20 protein-coding genes and 2 pseudogenes are annotated in these 19,474 nt (G+C 64.0%); 15 read left to right on the top strand and 7 right to left on the bottom strand.

Features of this window, described 5'->3' with window-relative positions:
- From AB4099_RS20675 to map, 9 genes and pseudogenes are all read left to right on the top strand, one after another.
- Positions 1–563, top strand: a pseudogene (locus AB4099_RS20675) (outer membrane protein); the annotation flags it as partial.
- 44 nt (positions 564–607) lie between these two features.
- A complete protein-coding gene (locus tag AB4099_RS20680; protein WP_441479441.1) occupies positions 608–1,306 on the top strand; it encodes a hypothetical protein in 699 nt (232 codons plus the stop codon).
- Between the two features lie 138 nt (positions 1,307–1,444).
- Positions 1,445–2,887: a DUF1254 domain-containing protein gene (locus tag AB4099_RS20685; RefSeq protein ID WP_441479442.1), complete on the top strand. Its 1,443-nt coding sequence runs from the start codon at positions 1,445–1,447 to the stop codon at positions 2,885–2,887.
- Between the two features lie 200 nt (positions 2,888–3,087).
- A complete protein-coding gene (locus tag AB4099_RS20690) occupies positions 3,088–3,444 on the top strand; it encodes an HdeA/HdeB family chaperone (protein ID WP_113511793.1) in 357 nt (118 codons plus the stop codon).
- Positions 3,445–3,609: 165 nt separating this feature from the next.
- Positions 3,610–3,831, top strand: a complete 222-nt coding sequence (locus AB4099_RS20695; protein ID WP_441479443.1) for a hypothetical protein — start codon at positions 3,610–3,612, stop codon at positions 3,829–3,831.
- A 109-nt stretch (positions 3,832–3,940) separates the two neighbouring features.
- Positions 3,941–4,336 (top strand): hypothetical protein, encoded by a 396-nt coding sequence (locus AB4099_RS20700; RefSeq protein WP_113511789.1) that lies wholly within the window; start codon positions 3,941–3,943, stop codon positions 4,334–4,336.
- A 115-nt stretch (positions 4,337–4,451) separates the two neighbouring features.
- Entirely contained in the window at positions 4,452–5,177 is a 726-nt protein-coding gene (locus AB4099_RS20705) for an outer membrane protein (protein WP_441479444.1), read from the top strand.
- Between the two features lie 68 nt (positions 5,178–5,245).
- Positions 5,246–5,467, top strand: coding sequence for a hypothetical protein (locus AB4099_RS20710; protein WP_113511785.1), 222 nt, complete (start codon positions 5,246–5,248; stop codon positions 5,465–5,467).
- Between the two features lie 208 nt (positions 5,468–5,675).
- The gene (map, locus tag AB4099_RS20715; RefSeq protein WP_113511783.1) at positions 5,676–6,428 is read left to right on the top strand and encodes a type I methionyl aminopeptidase; all 753 of its coding nucleotides are present in this window, start codon (positions 5,676–5,678) and stop codon (positions 6,426–6,428) included.
- Between the two features lie 137 nt (positions 6,429–6,565).
- On the opposite strand, the gene AB4099_RS20720 is transcribed toward map, so the two are convergent.
- Positions 6,566–6,940 (bottom strand): hypothetical protein, encoded by a 375-nt coding sequence (locus tag AB4099_RS20720; protein ID WP_441479445.1) that lies wholly within the window; start codon positions 6,938–6,940, stop codon positions 6,566–6,568.
- A gap of 312 nt (positions 6,941–7,252) precedes the next feature.
- Entirely contained in the window at positions 7,253–9,160 is a 1,908-nt protein-coding gene (locus AB4099_RS20725) for a potassium transporter Kup (protein ID WP_441479446.1), read from the bottom strand.
- Positions 9,161–9,664: 504 nt separating this feature from the next.
- Between AB4099_RS20725 and AB4099_RS20730 the strand changes: the two genes are divergently transcribed.
- The 5 genes and pseudogenes from AB4099_RS20730 to AB4099_RS20750 all read left to right on the top strand — a co-directional run bounded on the left by AB4099_RS20730 (position 9,665) and on the right by AB4099_RS20750 (position 13,553).
- On the top strand, positions 9,665–10,942 hold the full coding sequence (locus tag AB4099_RS20730) for a PQQ-dependent sugar dehydrogenase (RefSeq protein ID WP_441479447.1): 1,278 nt from the start codon (positions 9,665–9,667) through the stop codon (positions 10,940–10,942).
- 223 nt (positions 10,943–11,165) lie between these two features.
- Positions 11,166–11,480, top strand: coding sequence for a c-type cytochrome (locus tag AB4099_RS20735; RefSeq protein WP_113511977.1), 315 nt, complete (start codon positions 11,166–11,168; stop codon positions 11,478–11,480).
- 179 nt (positions 11,481–11,659) lie between these two features.
- Positions 11,660–12,103, top strand: coding sequence for a hypothetical protein (locus AB4099_RS20740; protein WP_162767961.1), 444 nt, complete (start codon positions 11,660–11,662; stop codon positions 12,101–12,103).
- 90 nt (positions 12,104–12,193) lie between these two features.
- Positions 12,194–12,284, top strand: a pseudogene (locus AB4099_RS20745) (sugar ABC transporter ATP-binding protein); the annotation flags it as partial.
- 156 nt (positions 12,285–12,440) lie between these two features.
- Positions 12,441–13,553 (top strand): Gfo/Idh/MocA family protein, encoded by a 1,113-nt coding sequence (locus AB4099_RS20750; protein WP_113511775.1) that lies wholly within the window; start codon positions 12,441–12,443, stop codon positions 13,551–13,553.
- A 53-nt stretch (positions 13,554–13,606) separates the two neighbouring features.
- Here the strand turns inward: AB4099_RS20750 and AB4099_RS20755 are convergent, their stop codons facing one another.
- Both AB4099_RS20755 and AB4099_RS20760 read right to left on the bottom strand, forming a co-directional pair.
- Positions 13,607–14,437, bottom strand: coding sequence for an acid phosphatase (locus tag AB4099_RS20755; protein WP_441479448.1), 831 nt, complete (start codon positions 14,435–14,437; stop codon positions 13,607–13,609).
- 41 nt (positions 14,438–14,478) lie between these two features.
- Positions 14,479–15,219 (bottom strand): hypothetical protein, encoded by a 741-nt coding sequence (locus AB4099_RS20760; RefSeq protein ID WP_113511773.1) that lies wholly within the window; start codon positions 15,217–15,219, stop codon positions 14,479–14,481.
- Between the two features lie 350 nt (positions 15,220–15,569).
- Here AB4099_RS20760 and AB4099_RS20765 point away from each other — a divergent pair, with 350 nt between their 5' ends.
- Positions 15,570–16,571: a helix-turn-helix domain-containing protein gene (locus AB4099_RS20765; protein WP_441479449.1), complete on the top strand. Its 1,002-nt coding sequence runs from the start codon at positions 15,570–15,572 to the stop codon at positions 16,569–16,571.
- A 134-nt stretch (positions 16,572–16,705) separates the two neighbouring features.
- On the opposite strand, the gene AB4099_RS20770 is transcribed toward AB4099_RS20765, so the two are convergent.
- The 3 genes from AB4099_RS20770 to AB4099_RS20780 all read right to left on the bottom strand — a co-directional run bounded on the left by AB4099_RS20770 (position 16,706) and on the right by AB4099_RS20780 (position 19,444).
- Complete coding sequence (locus AB4099_RS20770; protein ID WP_441479450.1) at positions 16,706–17,647, bottom strand: ABC transporter substrate-binding protein; 942 nt, start codon at positions 17,645–17,647, stop codon at positions 16,706–16,708.
- A 234-nt stretch (positions 17,648–17,881) separates the two neighbouring features.
- Positions 17,882–18,220, bottom strand: a complete 339-nt coding sequence (locus AB4099_RS20775; RefSeq protein WP_441479451.1) for a 4a-hydroxytetrahydrobiopterin dehydratase — start codon at positions 18,218–18,220, stop codon at positions 17,882–17,884.
- Positions 18,221–18,346: 126 nt separating this feature from the next.
- Positions 18,347–19,444 (bottom strand): CapA family protein, encoded by a 1,098-nt coding sequence (locus tag AB4099_RS20780; RefSeq protein ID WP_441479452.1) that lies wholly within the window; start codon positions 19,442–19,444, stop codon positions 18,347–18,349.
- Positions 19,445–19,474: the final 30 nt, after the last annotated feature.

Genomic DNA, 19,474 nt, shown 5'->3' on the forward strand with positions numbered 1-19,474 from the left:
CGCGCTGGATCACGCCGGTGATCGCGCAACCGGCCCTGACGGTGAATGGCGAGCGCGAGTTCGGCCTCGGCGACATCAACCCGAGCTTCTTCTTCTCGCCGAAGCAGCCGACACACGGCATCATCTGGGGCATCGGCCCGACCTTCGTGCTCCCCACCGGCACCGACAAGACCCTGACCGCCGGCAAGTACTCGGCGGGCCCGGCCTTCGTCGCCCTGGCGATCGAAGGGCCCTGGGTCGTCGGCGTCCTCGTCAACAATGTCTGGTCCTTCGCGGGCAAGAGCAATCGCAGCGCGGTCAACGCGATGACGCTGCAGCCCTTCGTGAATTACAATTTCCACGGCGGCTGGTACCTGACCTCGTCCCCCATCATCACCGCCAACTGGGAAACCGGCCATGGCGACCGCTGGACGGTGCCGATCGGAGGCGGTTTCGGGCGCGTGTTCAAGATCGGCCATCAGCCCGTCAACGCGCAGCTCGCAGCCTATTACAACGTGGCAAAGCCCAGCGGCGCCGCCGACTGGCAGCTCCGAGCCCAGCTCCAGTTCCTGTTCCCGAAATAGAGTCAGTAGACCGCACTAACGCATTCAAACGAAGGAAGAGCGCCATGAAAACCGCGCGAAATACAATTGCCCTGTTCTTTCTTCATGCTGTCGCGGTTTCTGCCCTGACATTGATGTCCAACTCTGCGTCAGCTCAGGCGACGCCGGCCGTTCCCCCGCATGTGCCGCTGCAGAAAGCGATCGGCACGCCCGCGAAGCCCGAACTCGTGCCTTCACTCTTTGTCCTGAGCGCTCGCGGTGCGACCTTGCAGGGTGGGAAGCTGGTGCTGAGCGGCCTGTCGCCGAATTCCATTGTGTTCGCCGACCGTCCCGTGAGGTCCGCTGGTCACGAACTCACGGCGCATATCCTCGAGGAGTGGCTGCCGGGCAACCAGAGCCCCGACAGCTTCTACAAGGACCCGCCGAATGCGACCGTGTCAGCTTTCACAAGGGATGGCTCGGGTATTCGCGACGCGGTCGTGGTCCTGAAGACACCGAAGCTCGAAGGCGACCAGGTCACATTCGACGTCGACGTGATGGAGGGCGACCTTGCGGGCGGCGACGGCCCTGCATCGATCTTCATCGACCTGATTGGCCGGCCCTTTACGCCATTGTCCTTCGCCGGCGTGGCGCGCCGCAGCGCATTTCGCGGAGCCTATTACAGGGGCGCGGTGGCCGCCGGCGCACTGGGTGCCGCAGCGTATTACGCCCCGTATGCCTATCGACCGGCCTGCGGATATTATCCGTATCCGCCCTGCTACTGACCCTCGGCTGTCGAATCCGATGTCCGCTCCAAGGATCGGTCATCCCTGCATTGTCGATCATCGCCAAGGCCGCATAGCGTTCACCTGCGACCTACGCGCGCTTGACCACACGTTGCGAACCAGAAGGAAGCTCCTCACATGCTGACGAAACGCGATCTGCTTGGCTCTGCTGCGATGGCCGCATTCGCCGCCGCCACAGTGAAGTCCAGCCCTGTCTTTGCACAGACCAAGCCCGAATGGCCCAACGTCTTCGAGGCGAAGGACATCGCCGAAGAAGGTTTCATCTACGGCCTGCCGCTCGTGATGAACTATGCGGTCATGCAAGAATTTGCCGTGGACAGGAACTCCGGCCAGTTCAAGGCACCGTTCAACGAGATCGACAACCAGCACCATGTCTCCACCCCGGCGGACACGGCCGTCATCACGCCGAACAGCGACACCCCATACTCGACGATCTGGCTGGATTTGCGCGCTGAACCGATGGTCATCTCGGTGCCGGCGATCGCAAGGGAGCGCTACTATTCGGTCCAGCTCATCGACGGCAATACCTATAATTACGGCTATATCGGCACGCGCGCCACGGGCACGGAGCCTGGCGACTATCTGGTGGTCGGCCCCGACTGGAAGGGGGAAAAGCCGGCCGGAATCAAACAGGTCTTCCGATCGACGACGCCGTTCACGCTCGCGCTGATCCGCACCCAGCTCTTCAACCCCGGCGACATGCCCAATGTCGAAAAGGTCCAGGCCGGCTACAAGGCCCGCCCGCTTTCGGCCTTCCTCAAGCAACCCGCCCCGCCGGCCGCGCCGACAATCGCCTTCGTTCCCGCCACCACGGCCGGGATCAAGGACAACTTCTTCGAGTATCTCGACGCGGCCCTGCAATTCGTCCCCGAGACGCCAAGGGACAAGGCGGTTCGTGCGAAACTCGCGAAGATCGGCATCGGCCCCGGCAAGACCTTCGCGTTCAAGGATCTCTCGCTCGAGCACAAGGCTGCAATCCTGATCGCCATGAAACAGGGCGACGACAGGGTCGCCAAATGGCTGGCCAGCGGAATGAAGACCATCAACGGCTGGAATATCGGCTCGTTCTTTGGCGACGAGGCCTTCTACAACGGCGATTGGCTGATGCGGGCCGGCGCCGCCAAGGGTGGTATCTATGGCAACGATGCCGTGGAAGCCACGTACCCCTATACCCGAGTCGACGCGGCCGGTGAGCCGCTCGACGGCAGCAGGCACAAATACACCATCACCTTCGCACCCGGCCAGTTGCCGCCGGTCAATGCGTTCTGGTCCGTGACGATGTATGACGGCAAGAGCCAGCTCCTGGTCAAGAACCCGATCGATCGCTACCTCATCAACTCTCCGATGCTTTCGGCGATGAAGAAGGACGCGGATGGCTCGCTGACGCTGTACATCCAGAAGGACAGCCCGGGTGCCGACAAGGAAGCCAATTGGCTTCCGGCGCCGGATGACACGATCTATCTCGTGATGCGCCTCTATTGGCCGAAGCCGACGCCGCCCTCGATCCTGCCGGCGGGCGAAGGGACATGGCGGCCGCCGGGTGTGAAACGAGCCTCATAGCGGACGAAAGCTTCCTCCGCCTCTCCATCGCAAGTTCGTTGCGACAACGTCGCCGGTTCTCCTGCTGTGCGCCCATAGCGCCGGCAAAGGACGCACCGCGCGATCTCTCCAGGGCGGTCCGGAACCAGGCCGCCGGCGCGATCAGCGCGCGATTCCAGCTCTTTAGTCACGCTTCCCACAGTTCAAAACAGGAGATCATCATGTCAAAAATTCTTGCCGCCATGGCGGTATCGGTCGTTTGCGCAGCCTCGACTGCCGCGACCGCCCAGGTTCCGCTGACGAGCTATGCCGATGCCAACGGCTTCATCGACGTCCAGGCCCTGACCTGCGCCCAGCTGGCGGGGACCTTCCAGGAGGACGCCGATGCGCTCTCGGCATGGTATAGCGGCTGGTATAACGGCCTCGCCAAGAAGCATTTCCTCGACCTGAAGAAGGGCAAGGTCGTCGAGCACGAGGTCATCCTCTACTGCAAGGCCAATCCAGGTAAGAAGATCATCGAGGCGCTCGCAGTCGTGTTCAAGGATGAGCGCGCCAAGCTGGGCATCCAGATGAAATAAGCGCCTGCCGGTAGGTTCGCAGGCGGGCAGCTTGCGGCCGATCGGATCAACGACGCGAAGGCCGGTCAGACCGGCCTTCCGAGGCGACATGGCGGCCGCCCGAACGGGGCGTCCGCCTCTCATCGAACCGGCAAGCTCCAGTACTGCAGGCACACAGAGGGCGACATGAACAGGTCTATCCTGGCAGGGATTGCGTTATCGATCGGACTGATCCTGGCAGGCTGCCAGTCGTCGCAATCGCGGCAGGCGCAGCTTGCCGCAATCTGTGCAGATCCCGCCAATCGGCAGCCCAAGACCTTCTACTGGGCGGAATGCCAGACGCTTTATCCGTCGTCGGACCAGGCATTGCAGAAGGATTATCTGCTCGGCTCCGCCGTCGGCAACTAGGTCCCGGAACTCCTCCTCTCGCCCGTTTGGCGCCCGACATGCGCGGCGAATGCCGCCGCGTGCCGGCGTCAACACGTCGCCTAAGTCGAACCTATCTCTGGAGAATGTCATGACATCGCGCGTCGTCGCTGCGCTTGCAGTCTCGCTCGGGCTGGCCCTGGCCGGTTGCCAGTCCACGCCCCAGGCCGTGCAGCAGAAGGAAGACCTGCTCTCGGCGGCCGGCTTCGTTCCACAGCCCGCAAACACGCCACAGCGCCTTGCGGCCATGAAGAAGCTGCCCCCCAATAAATTCGTTCAACAGGCGAAAAACGCTGAGATCGTCTACGTCTACGCCGATCCCATCGTCTGCCAATGCGTCTACTTCGGCAGCCAGGCGGCTTACGCCCAATTTCGCCAGATGGTCTTCGCGCAGAAATTGGCCAACGAGCAACAGATGACAGCAGTGATGAACCAAGACGCCTTCGATTTCGGACCCTGGGGTGGGCCAGGACCATTCATGTACTGAAATCGCTGTCGAATCTGAACTGAATAAACCCGAACTCCATGAAAGCTGATCGCCCGCATCCATTTGCGGGCCGGCGCATGCAATCGATCCGACATTCACGAAGGGCGCGTTGAAGATGTCTACCTCATCTACAGTATTCGGTGCCGGACTTGCTTTCGCACTGTTCTCGCTCCCCGCGCAGGCTGCCGATCTGCCGTCGCGGCGGATCGAACCTGCCATTCCCATGCCGCCGGCCTTCACATGGACCGGTTTCTATGTCGGTGCCCAGGCCGGCTGGGCGCAGACCAGAACCGAACTGACGCCGGGCGCCGTGATCGCCGGTCGGGCCGCTGCCGCTTCATTGCCGAGCCTGAACAGGGACGGCGCTACGGTCGGTCTGCTGGCGGGCTACAACTACCAGATCGGCCAGCTTGTCCTCGGCGGCGAGATCGACGGTGCAGCCCTGATCACCGGCAAGCAGCGCTTCACCGCGCTGACCGGCGATTTCATCACCGCCCATACCAACTGGGCCGGCTCGGCCAGGCTGCGCGTCGGTTATGCCTTCGACCGGTTCATGATCTACGCAACCGGCGGCCTCGCATTGGCCGACGCCAAGTCGACGGTGACGGGCACGGGTTATTCCTATGGCGCAGGCGACAGCACCCGCCTTGGCTGGACGCTCGGCGCCGGCGCCGAATACGCCATCACGAACAACTGGATCGCCGGCCTGGAGTATCGGTACTCACAATTCCAGGAGGATACCTACACCTACCCGGTTAGCGTCGGCGGGCTCGGGATCGTCGGTTTCAAGCAGCAATTGAGCACCAATCAGGTTGTCGGGCGCTTGCTCTACAAGTTCTGATCCTCTCATCGCCAAACTTTGATCCTCTGGGAACCTTCCCACTCTTAAACTCCAAAAGGGACCACGACATGAAATATGCCATCTTCGGCCTCGGAGCCTTGGCCTTGGCCGCTGCCCTCTCTCCGACGGAGGCCAGCGCCGTGGTCTGCGCACGCGGCGTCGTGCGAGCTGGTTGTGCCGGGCCGAACGGTGCGGTCGCAGTGCGTCGCCCGGTCGCCCCGCGTGCCGTGGTTGTCGCGCCCGTGCGACGCGGCTGCACGATCATCAACGGCAGGCGCGTCTGCCGCTGACGGCAAGCCGGTCCCCGCCGATTCTACAGAGATCGGGAGTAGCTTAAGCCGCGGCCGACAGCCTGGGTCTTGCATCGCCCCCGAAAACCGCGCTCCACTTTTCCCGCCGATGCTTTAGCCTTCTTTGCATCGGCTCTTTCCGAAAACCGCGCTCCACTTTTCGGGCCGATGCTGTAGAGCCTCATCCGGCTTTGCCAGGGGAAACGACATGACGGTGACGAACGACGACGATTTGACCGGGCTGAAGCAGATCGGGCGCATCGTTGCCAACACGCTCGAGGTGATGGGCAAGGCCGTCGAGCCCGGCATGACCACGCTCGAACTCGATCAGATCGGGCGCGCGTTCATGGAAGCCGCCGGGGCCCGCCCGGCTCCGGAACTGGCCTACGCCTTTCCCGGAGCGACCTGCATCAGCGTCAACGAAGAGATCGCGCATGGCATCCCGGGTGCCCGCAGGATCAATCCGGGTGACCTGGTCAATATCGATGTCTCCGCAGAGAAGGACGGCTACTTCGCCGATACCGGGGCGTCGTTTGCCGTGCCGCCCGTGACGCGCGCGGTCGAGCGGCTGTGCCGGGACGGGCGCCGGGCGATGTGGACAGGATTGCGCCAGGTCGGCGCCGGCAAGCCACTTGCCGGCATCGGACAGGCTGTCGGCACCTTCGCGCGAAAGAACGGCTACACGCTGGTGCGCAACCTCGCCAGCCACGGCGTGGGCCTGTCGCTGCATGAGGAGCCGACCGAGATCGCAACCTGGCCCGATGCCTCCGAGCGCCGGGTCATGCAGGAGGGGCTGGTCTTCACCATCGAGCCCTTCCTGTCCCTCGGCGCCGAATTCGCCGAAGATGGCGACGACCCCTGGACCCTCTACAGCCAGCCGCGAGCCCTCACGGTCCAATACGAGCACACCGTCATTGCCTCGCGCCACGGACCGCTGGTCCTGACCCTGCCGGGACAATAGAGGCGCAAGGCCGAGACTGCCGTCTCTGCTCGACCAAGCATCGCCTGAACACAGCGCCGAGACGCCTGGCGTCAGGAACGCCACATCCTGAGGCGGCATCGCCGCAGGTTCAGCGCCGTCTCGGCGAAAGGCGCGCCTCAGCGCGCTGGTCGGGTTTCCAACAATGCGCGAAGTCCAAGAACGGTGGTCTCGTCGAAGCTGATATCGATATCCACGCCGGAGCGGGTTTTCGTCCTCAGGATCAAGGTTCCATCCTCCGCCTTCACGAAACTGGTCTGTTCGGCCAGGACGGCGTTGACAACATCGGCATGTGAAGGAGAGCCGCGCAGTTCGGCGGCGTGCATGGCGGCAGCTTCGAACCGCGACAGGAAATCCCCTTCGAGCAGGCGCGGAATGTGAAGGATGAAGCGACGTCCATTGCTGTCCGTCAGATCGAGGCAGCTACTTTGCCCGCTCGCGGAGGCGCCGTGGCCATTGACGCGGCTCAAGAGGATCGTGGCGGGCTCTGTCATCCTGGCATTCCCTGGGATGTGCTGATGTCGCCCGCCTCATTAGCCGTTTCCCCTCGAAGTCGGAACTCGGATGCTGTCCGGTTCAGGGGGCATTCTCCAGCCACCCCGGGCACCTGACAGCGGACGTCGCGATACTCCGCAGGGGGGGGTGAATTTTCGCGTGGACGTTTGGCCTGGGGGATGGCGGGCCGGTCCAGCCCAGGACACGGGCCTCGCGCGGCGCCAATGCCCCGCGTCGCCTCGCGGGCCAGCCCACTGGAGGAGCTGGGCTTCCATGCCACGCCGGGGATGGCGTGCCTCGCCTGGCAGGCGTCAGATCTCGATCTCGGTTCCGAGCTCGACCACCTGCTTGGTCGGCACGCCGAAGAACGCAGCCGAACGCTCGGCATTGCGCTGCAGGAAAGCAAACAGCGTCTCCCGCCAGACCGCCATGCCGGCGACCTCCTCGCTCGGGATGATCGTCTCGCGGCTGATGAAATAGGTGATCTCTGCAGGGTGCACTCCGGGCAGCCTGCCCTGTTCGCAGGCCATCCGAAGTCCGTCGGCGATGTTTGGATACTGCATGAAGCCGAAATGCAGGATGATCCGGGTGATGCTTTCATGGATTTCGATCACCTCGACCCGAGCGTCCTCCTCGACGCGGGGAACCTCTGCGATGACGACCGTCACCAGCAGGATGCGCTCATGCAGCACGCGGTTGTGGCGGACGAACTGCGTCAGCGCCAGCGGCACGCCATGGGGAGCAGACGCCATGAAGACGGCGGTTCCGGGTAGCCGCGAACGGCAGGTCGCGACCGCGCTCTCGATCAGTTCCTCCTCCGGCTGGCGCAATTTGCGGCGCGCCCGCTCGACCAGTTTGACGCCGGCGCGCCAGGTCAGCATCACGAAGGCGGCGGCTCCGGCCAGCAGCAGCGGAAACCAGCCGCCTTCAAACAGCTTGGTCGTGTTCGCTGCGAAGAAGATGCAGTCGATGACGAAGAAGAAGCCGTTGACCGCAATCACGATCACCGGCGGATAGCCCCAGTGCAGCGCGACGAGCGCGGCCAGCAGAGTGGTGATCGCCATCAGCAGGGAGACGGCAATGCCATAGGCGCCGGCCAGCGCGTCGGACGAGCCGAAGCCGACCACCGCGCCGAGCGTCGCTGCCGCCAGCAGCCAGTTGACCAGCGGCACATAGATCTGGCCGATCTCGTGGCTCGCGGTGTGCGCAATATGCATGCGGGGCAGGAATCCGAGCTGGATCGCCTGCTGGGTCAGGGAGAAAACCCCGGAAATGATGGCTTGCGAGGCGATCACCGTCGCCACCGTGGCAAAGGCGACGAGGGGGTAATGCGCCCAGTCCGGCGCCAGCTGGTAGAATGGATTATCCAGCGCGGCAGTGTCGGTGATCAGGAGCCCGGCCTGGCCAAAATAGTTCAGCACGAGCGCCGGCAGGGCAATGCCGAACCAGGCGAGCCTGATCGGCAGGCGGCCGAAATGTCCCATGTCGGCATACATGGCTTCGCCGCCGGTAACGGCCAGGAATGCTGCGCCGAGAATGGCGAAACTGACATGGAAATCCTGGTGGATCAGGAATGTGACGGCGTAGAGCGGGCTGAGCGCCGCGAGCACGCCGGGCGCCCGGGCGATGCCGTGGAGGCCAAGCAGCGCGATGATGATGAACCAGCAGAGCATGACCGGCCCGAAGATCGCGCCGATGAAGCCGGTGCCCTTCTTCTGGACGGCGAACAGGCCGATCAGAATGACCACGGTCAATGGCACCACGACATGCTGCAGCGCCGGTGCGTCGAGCTTCAGGCCTTCGACGGCGCTCAGCACCGAGATCGCCGGGGTGATGGCGCCGTCGCCGTAAAGCAGCGCCGCACCGATCAGGCCGACGACCAGAAGATAGGCGCGCCAGCTTCCAGGCTCGGCGTTGCGGGCCGAGAGCAGGGCCAGCATGGCGACGATGCCGCCCTCTCCGCGATTATCGGCGCGCAGGATCAGCAGCGCATATTTCATGGAAATGATCAGGATCAGCGCCCACAGGATGAGCGAGACGATGCCGAGCACCGCATCCTGGCCGAGGCTGCCGCCCTGGCTCGCCGCCCTCGCCGCTTCCCGCAAGGCATAGAGCGGACTTGTCCCGATATCGCCATAGACGACGCCGAGAGCGCCGAGCGTGGCTGCGATCGGCAGGGTTGCGGGCGGTCTCGTCACCTGAACGCTGTTGGCAGTCATGGTTCGATCCCAACTGCAACCCAACACATAATCTGCGAACGTTCGGGGCAAATTGCTAGGGGGACGCTGGTCTTGTGCTGCGTAAAGCAGCTGCCGGACGGAAGCCGAGAATAATCCAGACATGTTCTGGATTACATCTCCCCGGCTTTCTTGGCCTAGACAATAAGTTCCCCCTGGCTGATCGATCACCAGGTCACGCACCGTAACCCCGGCATGACCTATGGGTATGCTCTCGGATGACGGCATTTCGCGCTGCACCCCCGGTACCTATCCTCTTGCGGAAGCTGTCTCGTCATCGCCAATATTGGAACGGGCGGTTGGCAGCCAAGATCAGCCTTGACCCAAAGTCCGATGTACGCGATCGGCATCCTCCACCCCCGCGAAACGATGTTGCGCGATCCTTGACGCTCGCATAACAATCGATCTGTCGAACAATGCTTTCGGCCCAGGTCCGGCAGATCGCTGACCGTTTCAAGGATGCTCAATAACTCGGAGGAGACATCGATGACTCGACGTATTCGCTTCGTGTTGCCCTATACGTTACTGGCCTCACTCGCCCTGCCCGGGGCGGCGGCGGCCCAAAGCCCAAGTGGAACGCCCGGACTCACCAGCACCACCGTGATGTCCGGACGCGAGCTGACCTGGGACATGGCCTTCCTGCCCGACGGCACGATGTTCTTCACCGAGAAATGCGGCGGGCTCTCGGTCCGGCTGCCGTCGGGCAAGATCAACGCCCTGCTCGGCATCAAGGATTCCAAGAACTACCCTGAGACCGCATCCGACCTGTTCTGCAGCGGCCAGGCCGGCATGAGCGGTGTGGCGATCGACCCTGACTTCGCCACCAACCGCTTCATCTACGTGTCCTCGGCATCGAACATGACCGCGCCAGGAACCAATCGGGTGCTGCGGCTGACGGTCAATCCCGATCTGACCAAGGTCTCGAACCGGCAGGATATCGTCACCGACATCGTCTACAAGGCGGCGCCCAGCAACCATCCCTTCGGCGATGCCGGCGCGCATAATGGCGGGCGCCTGCGCTTTGGCCCCGCCGACGGCTTCCTCTACGTGACGACGGGCGACACCCATAATGGCGAGGTGCCGCAAAGCCCGACCCGCATGGGCGGAAAGGTGCTGCGCATCGACCGGGACGGCAAGGCCGCGCCGGGCAACAACCCGCCGCAGGGCTTCGATGCCCGCGTCTTCACCTACGGCCATCGCAATCCGCAAGGCATCTGTTTCCGCCCCGGCACCAATCAGCCCTACACGGCGGAGAACGGCCCCTGGCATAGCGACGAGGTGACGGCCCTGACCGCCGGCGGCAATGGCGGCTGGGATCCGCGCCCGAACATGGCCGGCCGCGCCGACTGCCCCGACAAATATTGCGGATACTCGCCGAACCAGATGGGCGCGGTCGATCCGAAGGAGCGCTCGGCCTTCATGCCGATGACCGACACCAAGACCTATCCCAACGCCATGAAGCCGGCCTGGAACAACGACACGCTGTCACAGGGCATGTCGTCATGCGTGTTCCTGAAAGGCCCGCAATGGAAGGACTGGAGCGGCCGGATGGTCGTGACCTTCATGGGCATCGGCATCCACGGCACGCCGGTCGGCAACCGTCTCGACGTGCTCGACATCACGCCCGACGGCTCGTCCGCCACGCGCAGCACGGTGTCCCTGCCGATGCCGGCCGGACGCTTCCGCTCCGTCGTGCAGGCGCCGGACGGCAGCATGTACGTGGCCACCGACCAGGGCGACGTCTACCAGCTCAAGCCCAACTGAGCCTGATCGGCAGCCGCGTCTCCCGCAGGGGCGACGCGGCTGAGCTTTCGCCCGCGCCCGCAGAGGACGCGACCGGATTTCGCAGCCGCTTCCGGCACCGGATGTCCGGTTCGGGTCCGCCCGCCGAGCCGATGATGGTGCTGCGCTGTTGCCGGTCGCTTTGTTTCGATCACTGGCCTGCGATACCGCCCGAGCCGGATCGCGCATGATGGGAAACCTGCCCATGCTTGACTTTCGCCACCTCACCGCAGCCGCTTTCGTCGCGATTCTGTCCTCGTCGGGCGCCTTCGCCAGCGCCGAACTGGCCAGGAGCAAAAACTGCGTGGCCTGCCATTCCATCGAACGGAAGATGATCGGCCCGGCCTACAAGGCCGTGGCAGAGCGCTACGCCAAGGACGAAACCGCGCTCAAGGCCTTGAGCGAAAAGGTCGTGAAGGGCGGCGGCGGCAATTGGGGTCAGATGCCGATGCCGCCTCAACCCGGCGTTTCGCCAGAGGAGGCCGAAGGTCTGGTGAAGTGGATTCTGTCCCAGCAATAGGACCTGCCGGCGGCGACGGCCTTCGGCCATGGTGCCGACATGTGCCGGAGCCGCCGGGCGGGTCTGCCCCCCGGTTGGGACGACTTCTGCTTGCCGCCCGACTCTGGCACTGTCGGCGCGGTGTCGCGACGTCGGCAGCCGGCCTGCTGCGAGATCGACAGCGGAGAGGAATGCAAACGATGAAGCGAATCTTCGTAGCCACGGCGCTTGCGGCAAGCTTCGCCTACCCCGGCATGCTTGCCGCCCAAGACCTCCCGCGATCCATTTTGGAGCTCGGCCTGACCGACATTCAGACCCGCCCGAAGCCGCACATCGCCTATGGCAGATATGTCTACGGCACCCTGCCGGGCGGCGCGCGCATCAAGGTCGAGCTGGAGCAGAACGGGGAAATCGATGAAATCGAAGCACGAGGGCGCGCTCTCTTTCCCATTGACCAGATCCGCTCGCTGGTTCCGGCCCCAGTGCTGCAGAACCCGTCCTGGCCCGCCGGTGCTACGCTCGAACGGATTGAGTTCGAGCGAGGCGGACGCATCAAGATCGAAGGCCGCCTTGCCGACGGGACCAAGTTCGATGCCGAATTTGCAGCCGATGGGCAGCTGATCGATTTCGACAGGGACGACTGAAGACGTGGCCGAGGCGCGAGCGTGGGCGCCGCCAAAGGTCGATGTCATCACAATGCAGGGGCGCTGCGCAGCCTTTCGCCATTCCGTACAAAATCCGACATTGCCATGGACGAACTGCAGAACCTGATGGCTGGCGGCCAGGAACTGCACGCTCTCGGCGGGGTTCGGCGGCACGGTCTAAAGCACCGGCCCGAAACGTGGATTGCGGTTTTCGAGAAAGCCGATGCAGACACAAAAGGTTAGATCATCGGATCGGATACGATATCCGACCCGATGATCTAGAGCCCAACCTCTACCCTGACCTGAACAACCATCCCCCAAGCTCGGGAGAACTTGCATGCGCGCACTCGGCGTCGGCCTCATCGGCACCGGTTATATGGGCAAGTGCCATGCCCTGGCCTGGAACGCGGTTGCCCCGGTCTTCGGCGATGTGGCGCGCCCGAGGCTCGCCATGCTGTGCGAGCTGGACGATGCGCTGGCTGCAAGACGGGCACGCGAGTTCGGCTTCGCCCAGTCCACCGCCGACTGGCGAGCGCTCGTCGCCCATCCCGATGTCGACATCGTCTCGATCACCACGCCCAACGCCTTCCATGCCGAGATGGCGATCGCAGCGCTCGAGGCCGGCAAACATGTCTGGTGCGAGAAGCCGATGGCGACGAGCCTCGCCGATGCGCAAGCGATGCTGGCTTCCGCCCGGGCGGCCGGAACGGTCGCGGTGCTGGGCTACAACTACATCCAGAACCCGGCCATCCGGCTGGCGGCGCGGCTGATCGGCGAAGGCGCCATCGGGCCGGTCAACCATGTCCGCGTCGAGATGGACGAGGATTTCATGGCCGATGCCGAAGCCCATTTCTCCTGGAAGAGCGCGGCACAATCGGGCCATGGCGCGCTCGACGATTTCGGCGTGCACGCCTTCTCGCTGCTCAAGGTGCTGGTCGGCGAGGTGGCGCAGGTCATGGCCGACATGGCCAGGCCCTATCCGACGCGTCCGCGGCCGGAGGGCGGCGCGCGACCGGTCGAGACGCACGACATCGCGACCCTCCTGCTGCGCCTCGCCTCGGGCGCGTCCGGGCTCGTCGCGCTCAATCGCTGCGCCTGGGGCCGCAAGGGCCGGATCTTCGTGCAGGTTTTCGGGGCGAAGGGAACGATCAGCTTCGACCAGGAGAGGATGAACGAAATCGAGCTGTACACGGCCGACGGGCGCAGCGACCTGCAGGGCTTCCGCCGCATCCTGACGGCCCCGGCGCACGAGCCCTATGACCACTTCGTCCCTGCGCCCGGCCACGGGCTCGGCTTCAACGAGCTCAAGATCATCGAATGCCGCGAGCTGATGCGGAGCATCGCCGGCGAGCCGGCCCATCTCATCGATTTCGAGACCGGTCTGCGCATCGAACGCACGGTCGAGGCCGCCGCCCGGAGCTTCCGCGAGGGACGCTGGGCGGCGGTGTAGCGGCGGCCGGCGCCGGCTTGTGCAGGCGCGTGGCGGCCGCCCAACCGGGGGCGTTACTGCCCCGCCAGGGCCGCAGTTTCGGCAGCGCAATCCGGCGGGTTCAAGCGCTTCGCCTTCGCAGCCCGAACCTCCGCCTTCGCCGCTCTGAGATCGGCAAGGAAGGCCGCATTGGTCTGGAGCCGCGCGACGGCCGCCGCGCCCATGATCCGCCCCGCATCGACATCGCTCTGCCAATGCGCGTCGCAGATCACGCGGCTCTGCCCGAATTCGATGCCGCGCTTGAGCAGCTCGTTCGAGCGCTCCGGATTGATCTGCGCGAAGACGAGGGCCCATCCCCAGCCCGCGGCGGTGTGGCCGGACGGATAGGAGCCATCGCTCCGCAGAATCGCCTCCTGATCCGCCCTGCAGGTTGATTCATTGTGAACGACGAAGGGACGGACGCGATTGTACTTGTTCTTCACGCCATAGGTGGAGAGGCCGAAATCCGACAGCATCTTCTGCGTCATCGCATAGAGGCGGGGGGTCTGCTTCTTGTCGATCCGGACACCCATCGCGCAGGAAAAATTGTCGGCCGCTTGTGGAAAGGCGAGATCGGCATCGGTAGAGGCGAGCTTCCAGCGGCTGGTGTTCCGCAGCGGGAGCGTCGCCTTGCGCGCTTCTTCGTCCCTGGCCAAGGCAGCCGAATCCTTCTCGGGCGGCGGCCCCAGCAGGACCAGGCTGTTGGGCAGGTCGGATGGCTTGAGATAGCCCGGCGCGATCTTGAAATGCGGATCGGTGACCTTGGACTGGGCGTCACCCGCTTGTGCAAAGGCCTGCCCGCAGAGCGCGATGAGCGCAACCATCGAAACACCTGTGGCCCGAACCGCGTTCACCGTCATAGACATTCCCATTCCTTTCGACATCGCCGAACTCATAAGCTGCCCGGTCAAAACCGGTATGTTGCCGCAACCGCGGGACCGTGCTGCGTCACATCGTAGGAGAAACCGCCCCTGCGATAATCGACATGGAGCGCCCTGTAACCGGCTTTCAACGTCAGGCTCTCGCTCCAGGCGTAGTTGACGCTGCCCAGCCCTTGCCAGGTCAGGTGCGAACCGACGCCGAAACCGCCGACATCGCCAGCAACCGTCACGCTCCATGGGCCGCCGAGCTTGATCCCAAGCCGGGCACCGAGGATGGGGTCGGCCCAGATCTCGGAGTCGCGGTGGTCGATGCGGAGATTGGCGAGGCCCGGCAGGACCTCCAGCTTATTGTTCAGGTTCCAGAACCGGACACCGCCGCCCAGGTCCAGCGAAACGGCCGCGTCCTCATAGACGCGATAAAGGGCGGAGCCCTGCACGATCGTGCTCTGCGAGCGCAGCTTCAGCGCGGAAAAGAAGGGCCCGGGCAGGTTGCCGCCGGAGGTCACCTGCGAAAACTGGCCGTCGACCAGGAAGCCCCAGCGGTCGATACGCATCTCGGCGGATGCCATCATCGCACCGTTCAATTCCTTCAGCACATCGCGAAAGCGCAGGTGGATATCCGCGGCCGGCAGCGGCGGGAAGGTTGCGCTCTTTCCGTCGATCGCCGTCGCCCAGAGATAGCTCGTGATGGAAAAGCTTGGCCCTGAAGCAATGACGGGAGCTAGCGGCGGGGCAGGCTGTGGGAGATCGGACGCCCAAGCCGGCATGCATAATGCTGCCGACGTCAACGCGATGATGAGAGAGCGCACCGTTTCCCCTGTCATTGATCTCTGGTCTCGTGGCCTGTCCGCAGCCTGTTTCGAGCCGCCGCACGGGTGGGGCGACAGCGTTGCCGCCCCTTCGCGCAAGCGGACCGTCCGCGGAAGCCGACGCCTTCCGCCCCGCCGATCATGTCCCGACCGGCAGGCGAACTCCGTTCCGAGCATTTCGTGCATGGGCAGATCACAGTCTTGCCATTTCGCGCCAATCACGACCGGCTATTCTGCGCGTCGTTGGCGAATCCCAGGGAAGCCCCTCCCCAGGAAACGCGGCGCCCCGATGATCACTGCGAGATCCGATGGCTGATATCCCTTTGACGCGCGGCCAGTTCCTTCTGCCCTTCGTCGGAATTCTCGACGAGATGGGTGCGCCGACACATTCCCTCCTGGAGAAGTTCCGGCTTCCCTCGTCCCTGGAGGAGAAGAGCGATTTCTATCTCCCCCTCCTGCCGGTGCTGCGCTTCGCGGCAACCGCCGGGAGAACCCAGGGCATCGAGGATTTCGGCTTCCTCGCGACCCAGCGCCTGCATTTCTCGCATTTGAGAGAAAGGACCCGGGCCCTGATCGCTCACTCCCCGACCCTGCTCGTTGCCCTCAGGCACGCCTGCCGCTGGGCGTCACGGGAGGATACGATCCTGAGCATGTGGATCGAACACCACGACGATCACGCGCGGGTCTGCAGCAGGCTCGCCGGGACGAATGGGCTGCTGAACCTGGAATACGCGCAATGGATCCAGAACATTTTCCCGATCTACATCATCCGGCAATTCGCAGGGCCCGACTGGATGCCGACGACGATTGCCTTTGAAACGCGGTACACGCCTGGTCCCGCGACGCGATCCTCCTGGCCCAATGTGCGGTTCCTGTCAGGCCAGCATGCGGCCTGGATCAGCCTGCCGATCTCGCATCTCAGTCTTTCCAACCGTTCGACCGGCTCATCTGCTGCGCCGCACGATCACGCGGATGGTCCCTCCGCCTTCGACATCGTCGACCTGCTCAAACTGATGTTGCCGGCCTATCTGGATGAGCGGACGCCGGCTTTGGCCGAGGTCGCGGAGATGGCGGGCGTCAGCGCGCGCACCTTTCAGCGCAAACTCTCGCATGTCGGCCTGACCTATTCCGACATCCTCGACACGGTCAGGTATGAGAATGCGGCCAGGCTTTTGCGCGACACGGATTGCAGGATCATCGAGGTCGCATTTTCCTCCGGATATACGGATCCAGCCCATTTCAGCCGCGCCTTCCGCCGCATTGCCGGCGTAACGCCGCGTCAGTTCCGTGAGCAATCGCGGCTGGGATAAGCGCGTTTCGCCTTGCGCATCCTGTCGCTCGGCATCATCGCAAGAACGCAACAAAGCCTGCGCGGATTGCGGTAGCGCCCGTCGTGGCGGGTAGATCGAAGCCGCCCTGCGCAAGGTCGCCGGCAGGTCTGCGCCTACTCAAGAACCTCGTCGCTGCTGGCGATGAGGCTCTGCGGGACGGAGATGTTCAACATCCTTGCCGCCCTGAGATTGATGCTCATCCGAAATTTGGTCGCGAGCTGGATCGGAAGGTCGCCAGCGCGCTCGCCTTTGACGATCCGATCGACATAGTCCGCCGCTTGCCGGAAGAGTTCGGGGATATCAGCCCCGTAGAACATCAAGGCCCCGGACTCGACGAATGTCGGCCACTCCGAAATCACGGCGATCCTCAACTCGATGGCTGCGCGGATGATCTCGTCCCTGAGGCTCACGGTCAGGAAATCAGTGATCACGATGACGGCGTCACCGCCCCGGCTCCTCAAGGCCCGCAGATGTTCGATGACGTCTCCAGCCGAGCTGCTCCGCAAGCCGAGGCGCATGGTTTCGAAGCCCTGTGCCCGGGCTGCGATATCCGTTTGGGCGCCCCAATCCCTGAACACCGGATCGGCAACATTGTGCAGGATGCCGAGCACGGTGGACCCTGGCAGGATCTCGCGCAGGGCCTCGATCCGCTTCGCCGACAACGCCTCTCCGAAATAGGAGAAGCCCGTCACGCTGCCGCCGGGCTTTGCCAGGCTTGCAAACAGGCCCTGATCGTCGGCGACAGGGGGCAGGCCGAGTGCGACGATCGGGATGCGCGTGGCGCGGTGAATGGCCCGGGCCGCGGCCGGTCCGGGCGCGACGAACACATCGACCGGCCGGCGCACCATGTCGTCGATGAACTGAGCAGCCAGGCGCAAATCACCAGCGGCGTGGCGTGCTTCCAACAGGATCGTCCGACCCTCGACATGACCGCGCTCCCTGAGCCCTTGCCTGAATGCGACAAGCAGGGGCTGGTCGGCCGATTCCGAGGCAAGACCGAGGAAGCACACGACAGGCATACCGCCCTTCGCCTGTGCCAGGCTGCGTGGGGCCATGGACAATCCAGCAAGAAGAGCAAGGATATCGCGCCTGTTCATGCGATTGCCTCGGCCATCAGACCGACGATCACCCTACGCGCGTTGGGTCGGCTGTTCCACCGACGGCTTTCTCCGGACCGCTTCCGTCGATGCGCTAGACATCCTGCACGCTGGCTTGTTCGCACCGTAACCGCAGCCGGCCTCAGGGCCGCGCTGTCGACCCTGCCCGGAGCAACCGAAAGGCCGGCAGCGTTACGAAGCGACGAGTCGAGTGATTTTCGCCGCCATGATGAAGTCGTTCTCGTGCAGGCCTTTGATCTTGTGGGTGTGCAGCGAAATGGCGGCGTAGCCCCAGCCGAAGCAAATGTCGGGATGATGCCCCTCGTCTTCCGCCAACTCGCCGATCCTGTCGATGAAATCGAGCGGCTTGCGAAAATCCGAGAATGTGAACCTGCGACGCAGCAAGTGCCCATCCTCCGCGAGTTCCCACCCTGGTGTCTGTGGCAGATAGGCTGCAGCTTCCTCCCGCGTCAGCGGCGGGACGCCGCCGCGGCACGGCGTGCAGGTTTTCCGGGCAATGTCTTCAGTCATGACAACCTCCCCTTTCATGCCAGCGACAGTCTCGCGCTTCGTACCAATAGGGCCGCCTCACGGCTCTCGGCCCGGTCGTCCCCATGCCGCAATCCCGCAAGTCCGCCGGCATCGGAGGCGCTCACTTCATGGTGTCGGCCAGGATAACACGAGCCTGCCTCGTGACGCCGGCCCGATGCGCGTACCAAACGGCCGACTCTCCCGGTCCAGTGTCTGCTGCAACCAAGCAACGTCCTTCTCTGCGGGCCGTACGAGCCGGAAGCTGCGGATCCGAAACGGTACAAGCTCGAGCGCGAGCAGATCCGCGTTCCCGGGCTCGAGAGTGGCAATATACATCACCGCCAGGTCGGGCCGGAATTTCTCGTGGCCCCGGATGCCTTCATAATCGTTCAGGAAATCGCCGCAGCCATAGAGAATCAGCCGATTCCTGTAGATTTCGATGGCTTTGGGGTGATGCGATGAATGGCCGTGAATGACGGCAATGTCCGCCCGGTCGATCAGTTCATGGGCGAACCGTCTCTGCTCGTCCGGGATGCGGTAGCCCCAGTTTCCTCCCCAATGGACAGACATCACCACCACATCGTTGGCGCATCTCGCTGCAGCCACCAGATCGGCGATCGCCGCGGCGGTCGCGCTGGACAGTCCGGGCAGAAGGTTCACCCCGGCCTCAGTCTGGCTCGCCGCCCATTGCCGGGGTACGCCGCTTGTCTCCGATGCGTACGAGAAGACGAGCACCCGCCTCGCATCGGCGCCAGCCAAGACCGCCGGGGCGCTCGCCTGCGCTGCATCACGCCCTGCCCCCGTGGTCCTGATCCGCAATCGCTCCAGCGATGCGAGCGTCTCGCGCAGCCCGGCGCGGCCCCAATCGAGGACGTGATTGTTGCCGAGCACGCAGCAATCGATCCCTGCGGCGGTCAGACAATCGGCATTCTCGGGGCTCATCCTGTAGTTGATGCCCTTGGCGACATAAGCGTCGCTGCGCGTGATGCTGGTCTCAAGGTTGATGATCCGCGCATCGGCCTGGTTCAGTTCCTGCAGCGCCGCCCCCCAAATATAGGTCGGACTGACGGGTGCGGGTATTGGTCCGTGTGCCTCCTCCGCCAACCGCAGGTAGTCGATGGCCGATTGCACATAGGCCTCGTGAAGGCGCGGGGCGCAGGGACAGGGCAGCGCCTGATCTATGCCGCGCCCCGTCATCACGTCCCCGCAAAGAACAATTCGCATCGCGCCGTCCAGGCGGAGCCACGGCGGCCG

Source organism: Allobosea sp. 2KB_26, assembly GCF_052115715.1.
Classification (GTDB): Bacteria; Pseudomonadota; Alphaproteobacteria; order Rhizobiales; family Beijerinckiaceae; genus Allobosea.

Bases quoted from the DNA above. Each gene is read 5' to 3' on its own strand.
- AB4099_RS20680 (WP_441479441.1), top strand. From the start codon at position 608: ATGAAAACCGCGCGAAATACAATTGCCCTGTTCTTTCTTCATGCTGTC.
- AB4099_RS20685 (WP_441479442.1), top strand. From the start codon at position 1,445: ATGCTGACGAAACGCGATCTGCTTGGCTCTGCTGCGATGGCCGCATTC.
- AB4099_RS20690 (WP_113511793.1), top strand. From the start codon at position 3,088: ATGTCAAAAATTCTTGCCGCCATGGCGGTATCGGTCGTTTGCGCAGCC.
- AB4099_RS20695 (WP_441479443.1), top strand. From the start codon at position 3,610: ATGAACAGGTCTATCCTGGCAGGGATTGCGTTATCGATCGGACTGATC.
- AB4099_RS20700 (WP_113511789.1), top strand. From the start codon at position 3,941: ATGACATCGCGCGTCGTCGCTGCGCTTGCAGTCTCGCTCGGGCTGGCC.
- AB4099_RS20705 (WP_441479444.1), top strand. From the start codon at position 4,452: ATGTCTACCTCATCTACAGTATTCGGTGCCGGACTTGCTTTCGCACTG.
- AB4099_RS20710 (WP_113511785.1), top strand. From the start codon at position 5,246: ATGAAATATGCCATCTTCGGCCTCGGAGCCTTGGCCTTGGCCGCTGCC.
- map (WP_113511783.1), top strand. From the start codon at position 5,676: ATGACGGTGACGAACGACGACGATTTGACCGGGCTGAAGCAGATCGGG.
- AB4099_RS20720 (WP_441479445.1), bottom strand. From the start codon at position 6,940: ATGACAGAGCCCGCCACGATCCTCTTGAGCCGCGTCAATGGCCACGGC.
- AB4099_RS20725 (WP_441479446.1), bottom strand. From the start codon at position 9,160: ATGACTGCCAACAGCGTTCAGGTGACGAGACCGCCCGCAACCCTGCCG.
- AB4099_RS20730 (WP_441479447.1), top strand. From the start codon at position 9,665: ATGACTCGACGTATTCGCTTCGTGTTGCCCTATACGTTACTGGCCTCA.
- AB4099_RS20735 (WP_113511977.1), top strand. From the start codon at position 11,166: ATGCTTGACTTTCGCCACCTCACCGCAGCCGCTTTCGTCGCGATTCTG.
- AB4099_RS20740 (WP_162767961.1), top strand. From the start codon at position 11,660: ATGAAGCGAATCTTCGTAGCCACGGCGCTTGCGGCAAGCTTCGCCTAC.
- AB4099_RS20750 (WP_113511775.1), top strand. From the start codon at position 12,441: ATGCGCGCACTCGGCGTCGGCCTCATCGGCACCGGTTATATGGGCAAG.
- AB4099_RS20755 (WP_441479448.1), bottom strand. From the start codon at position 14,437: ATGTCTATGACGGTGAACGCGGTTCGGGCCACAGGTGTTTCGATGGTT.
- AB4099_RS20760 (WP_113511773.1), bottom strand. From the start codon at position 15,219: ATGCCGGCTTGGGCGTCCGATCTCCCACAGCCTGCCCCGCCGCTAGCT.
- AB4099_RS20765 (WP_441479449.1), top strand. From the start codon at position 15,570: ATGGCTGATATCCCTTTGACGCGCGGCCAGTTCCTTCTGCCCTTCGTC.
- AB4099_RS20770 (WP_441479450.1), bottom strand. From the start codon at position 17,647: ATGGCCCCACGCAGCCTGGCACAGGCGAAGGGCGGTATGCCTGTCGTG.
- AB4099_RS20775 (WP_441479451.1), bottom strand. From the start codon at position 18,220: ATGACTGAAGACATTGCCCGGAAAACCTGCACGCCGTGCCGCGGCGGC.
- AB4099_RS20780 (WP_441479452.1), bottom strand. From the start codon at position 19,444: ATGCGAATTGTTCTTTGCGGGGACGTGATGACGGGGCGCGGCATAGAT.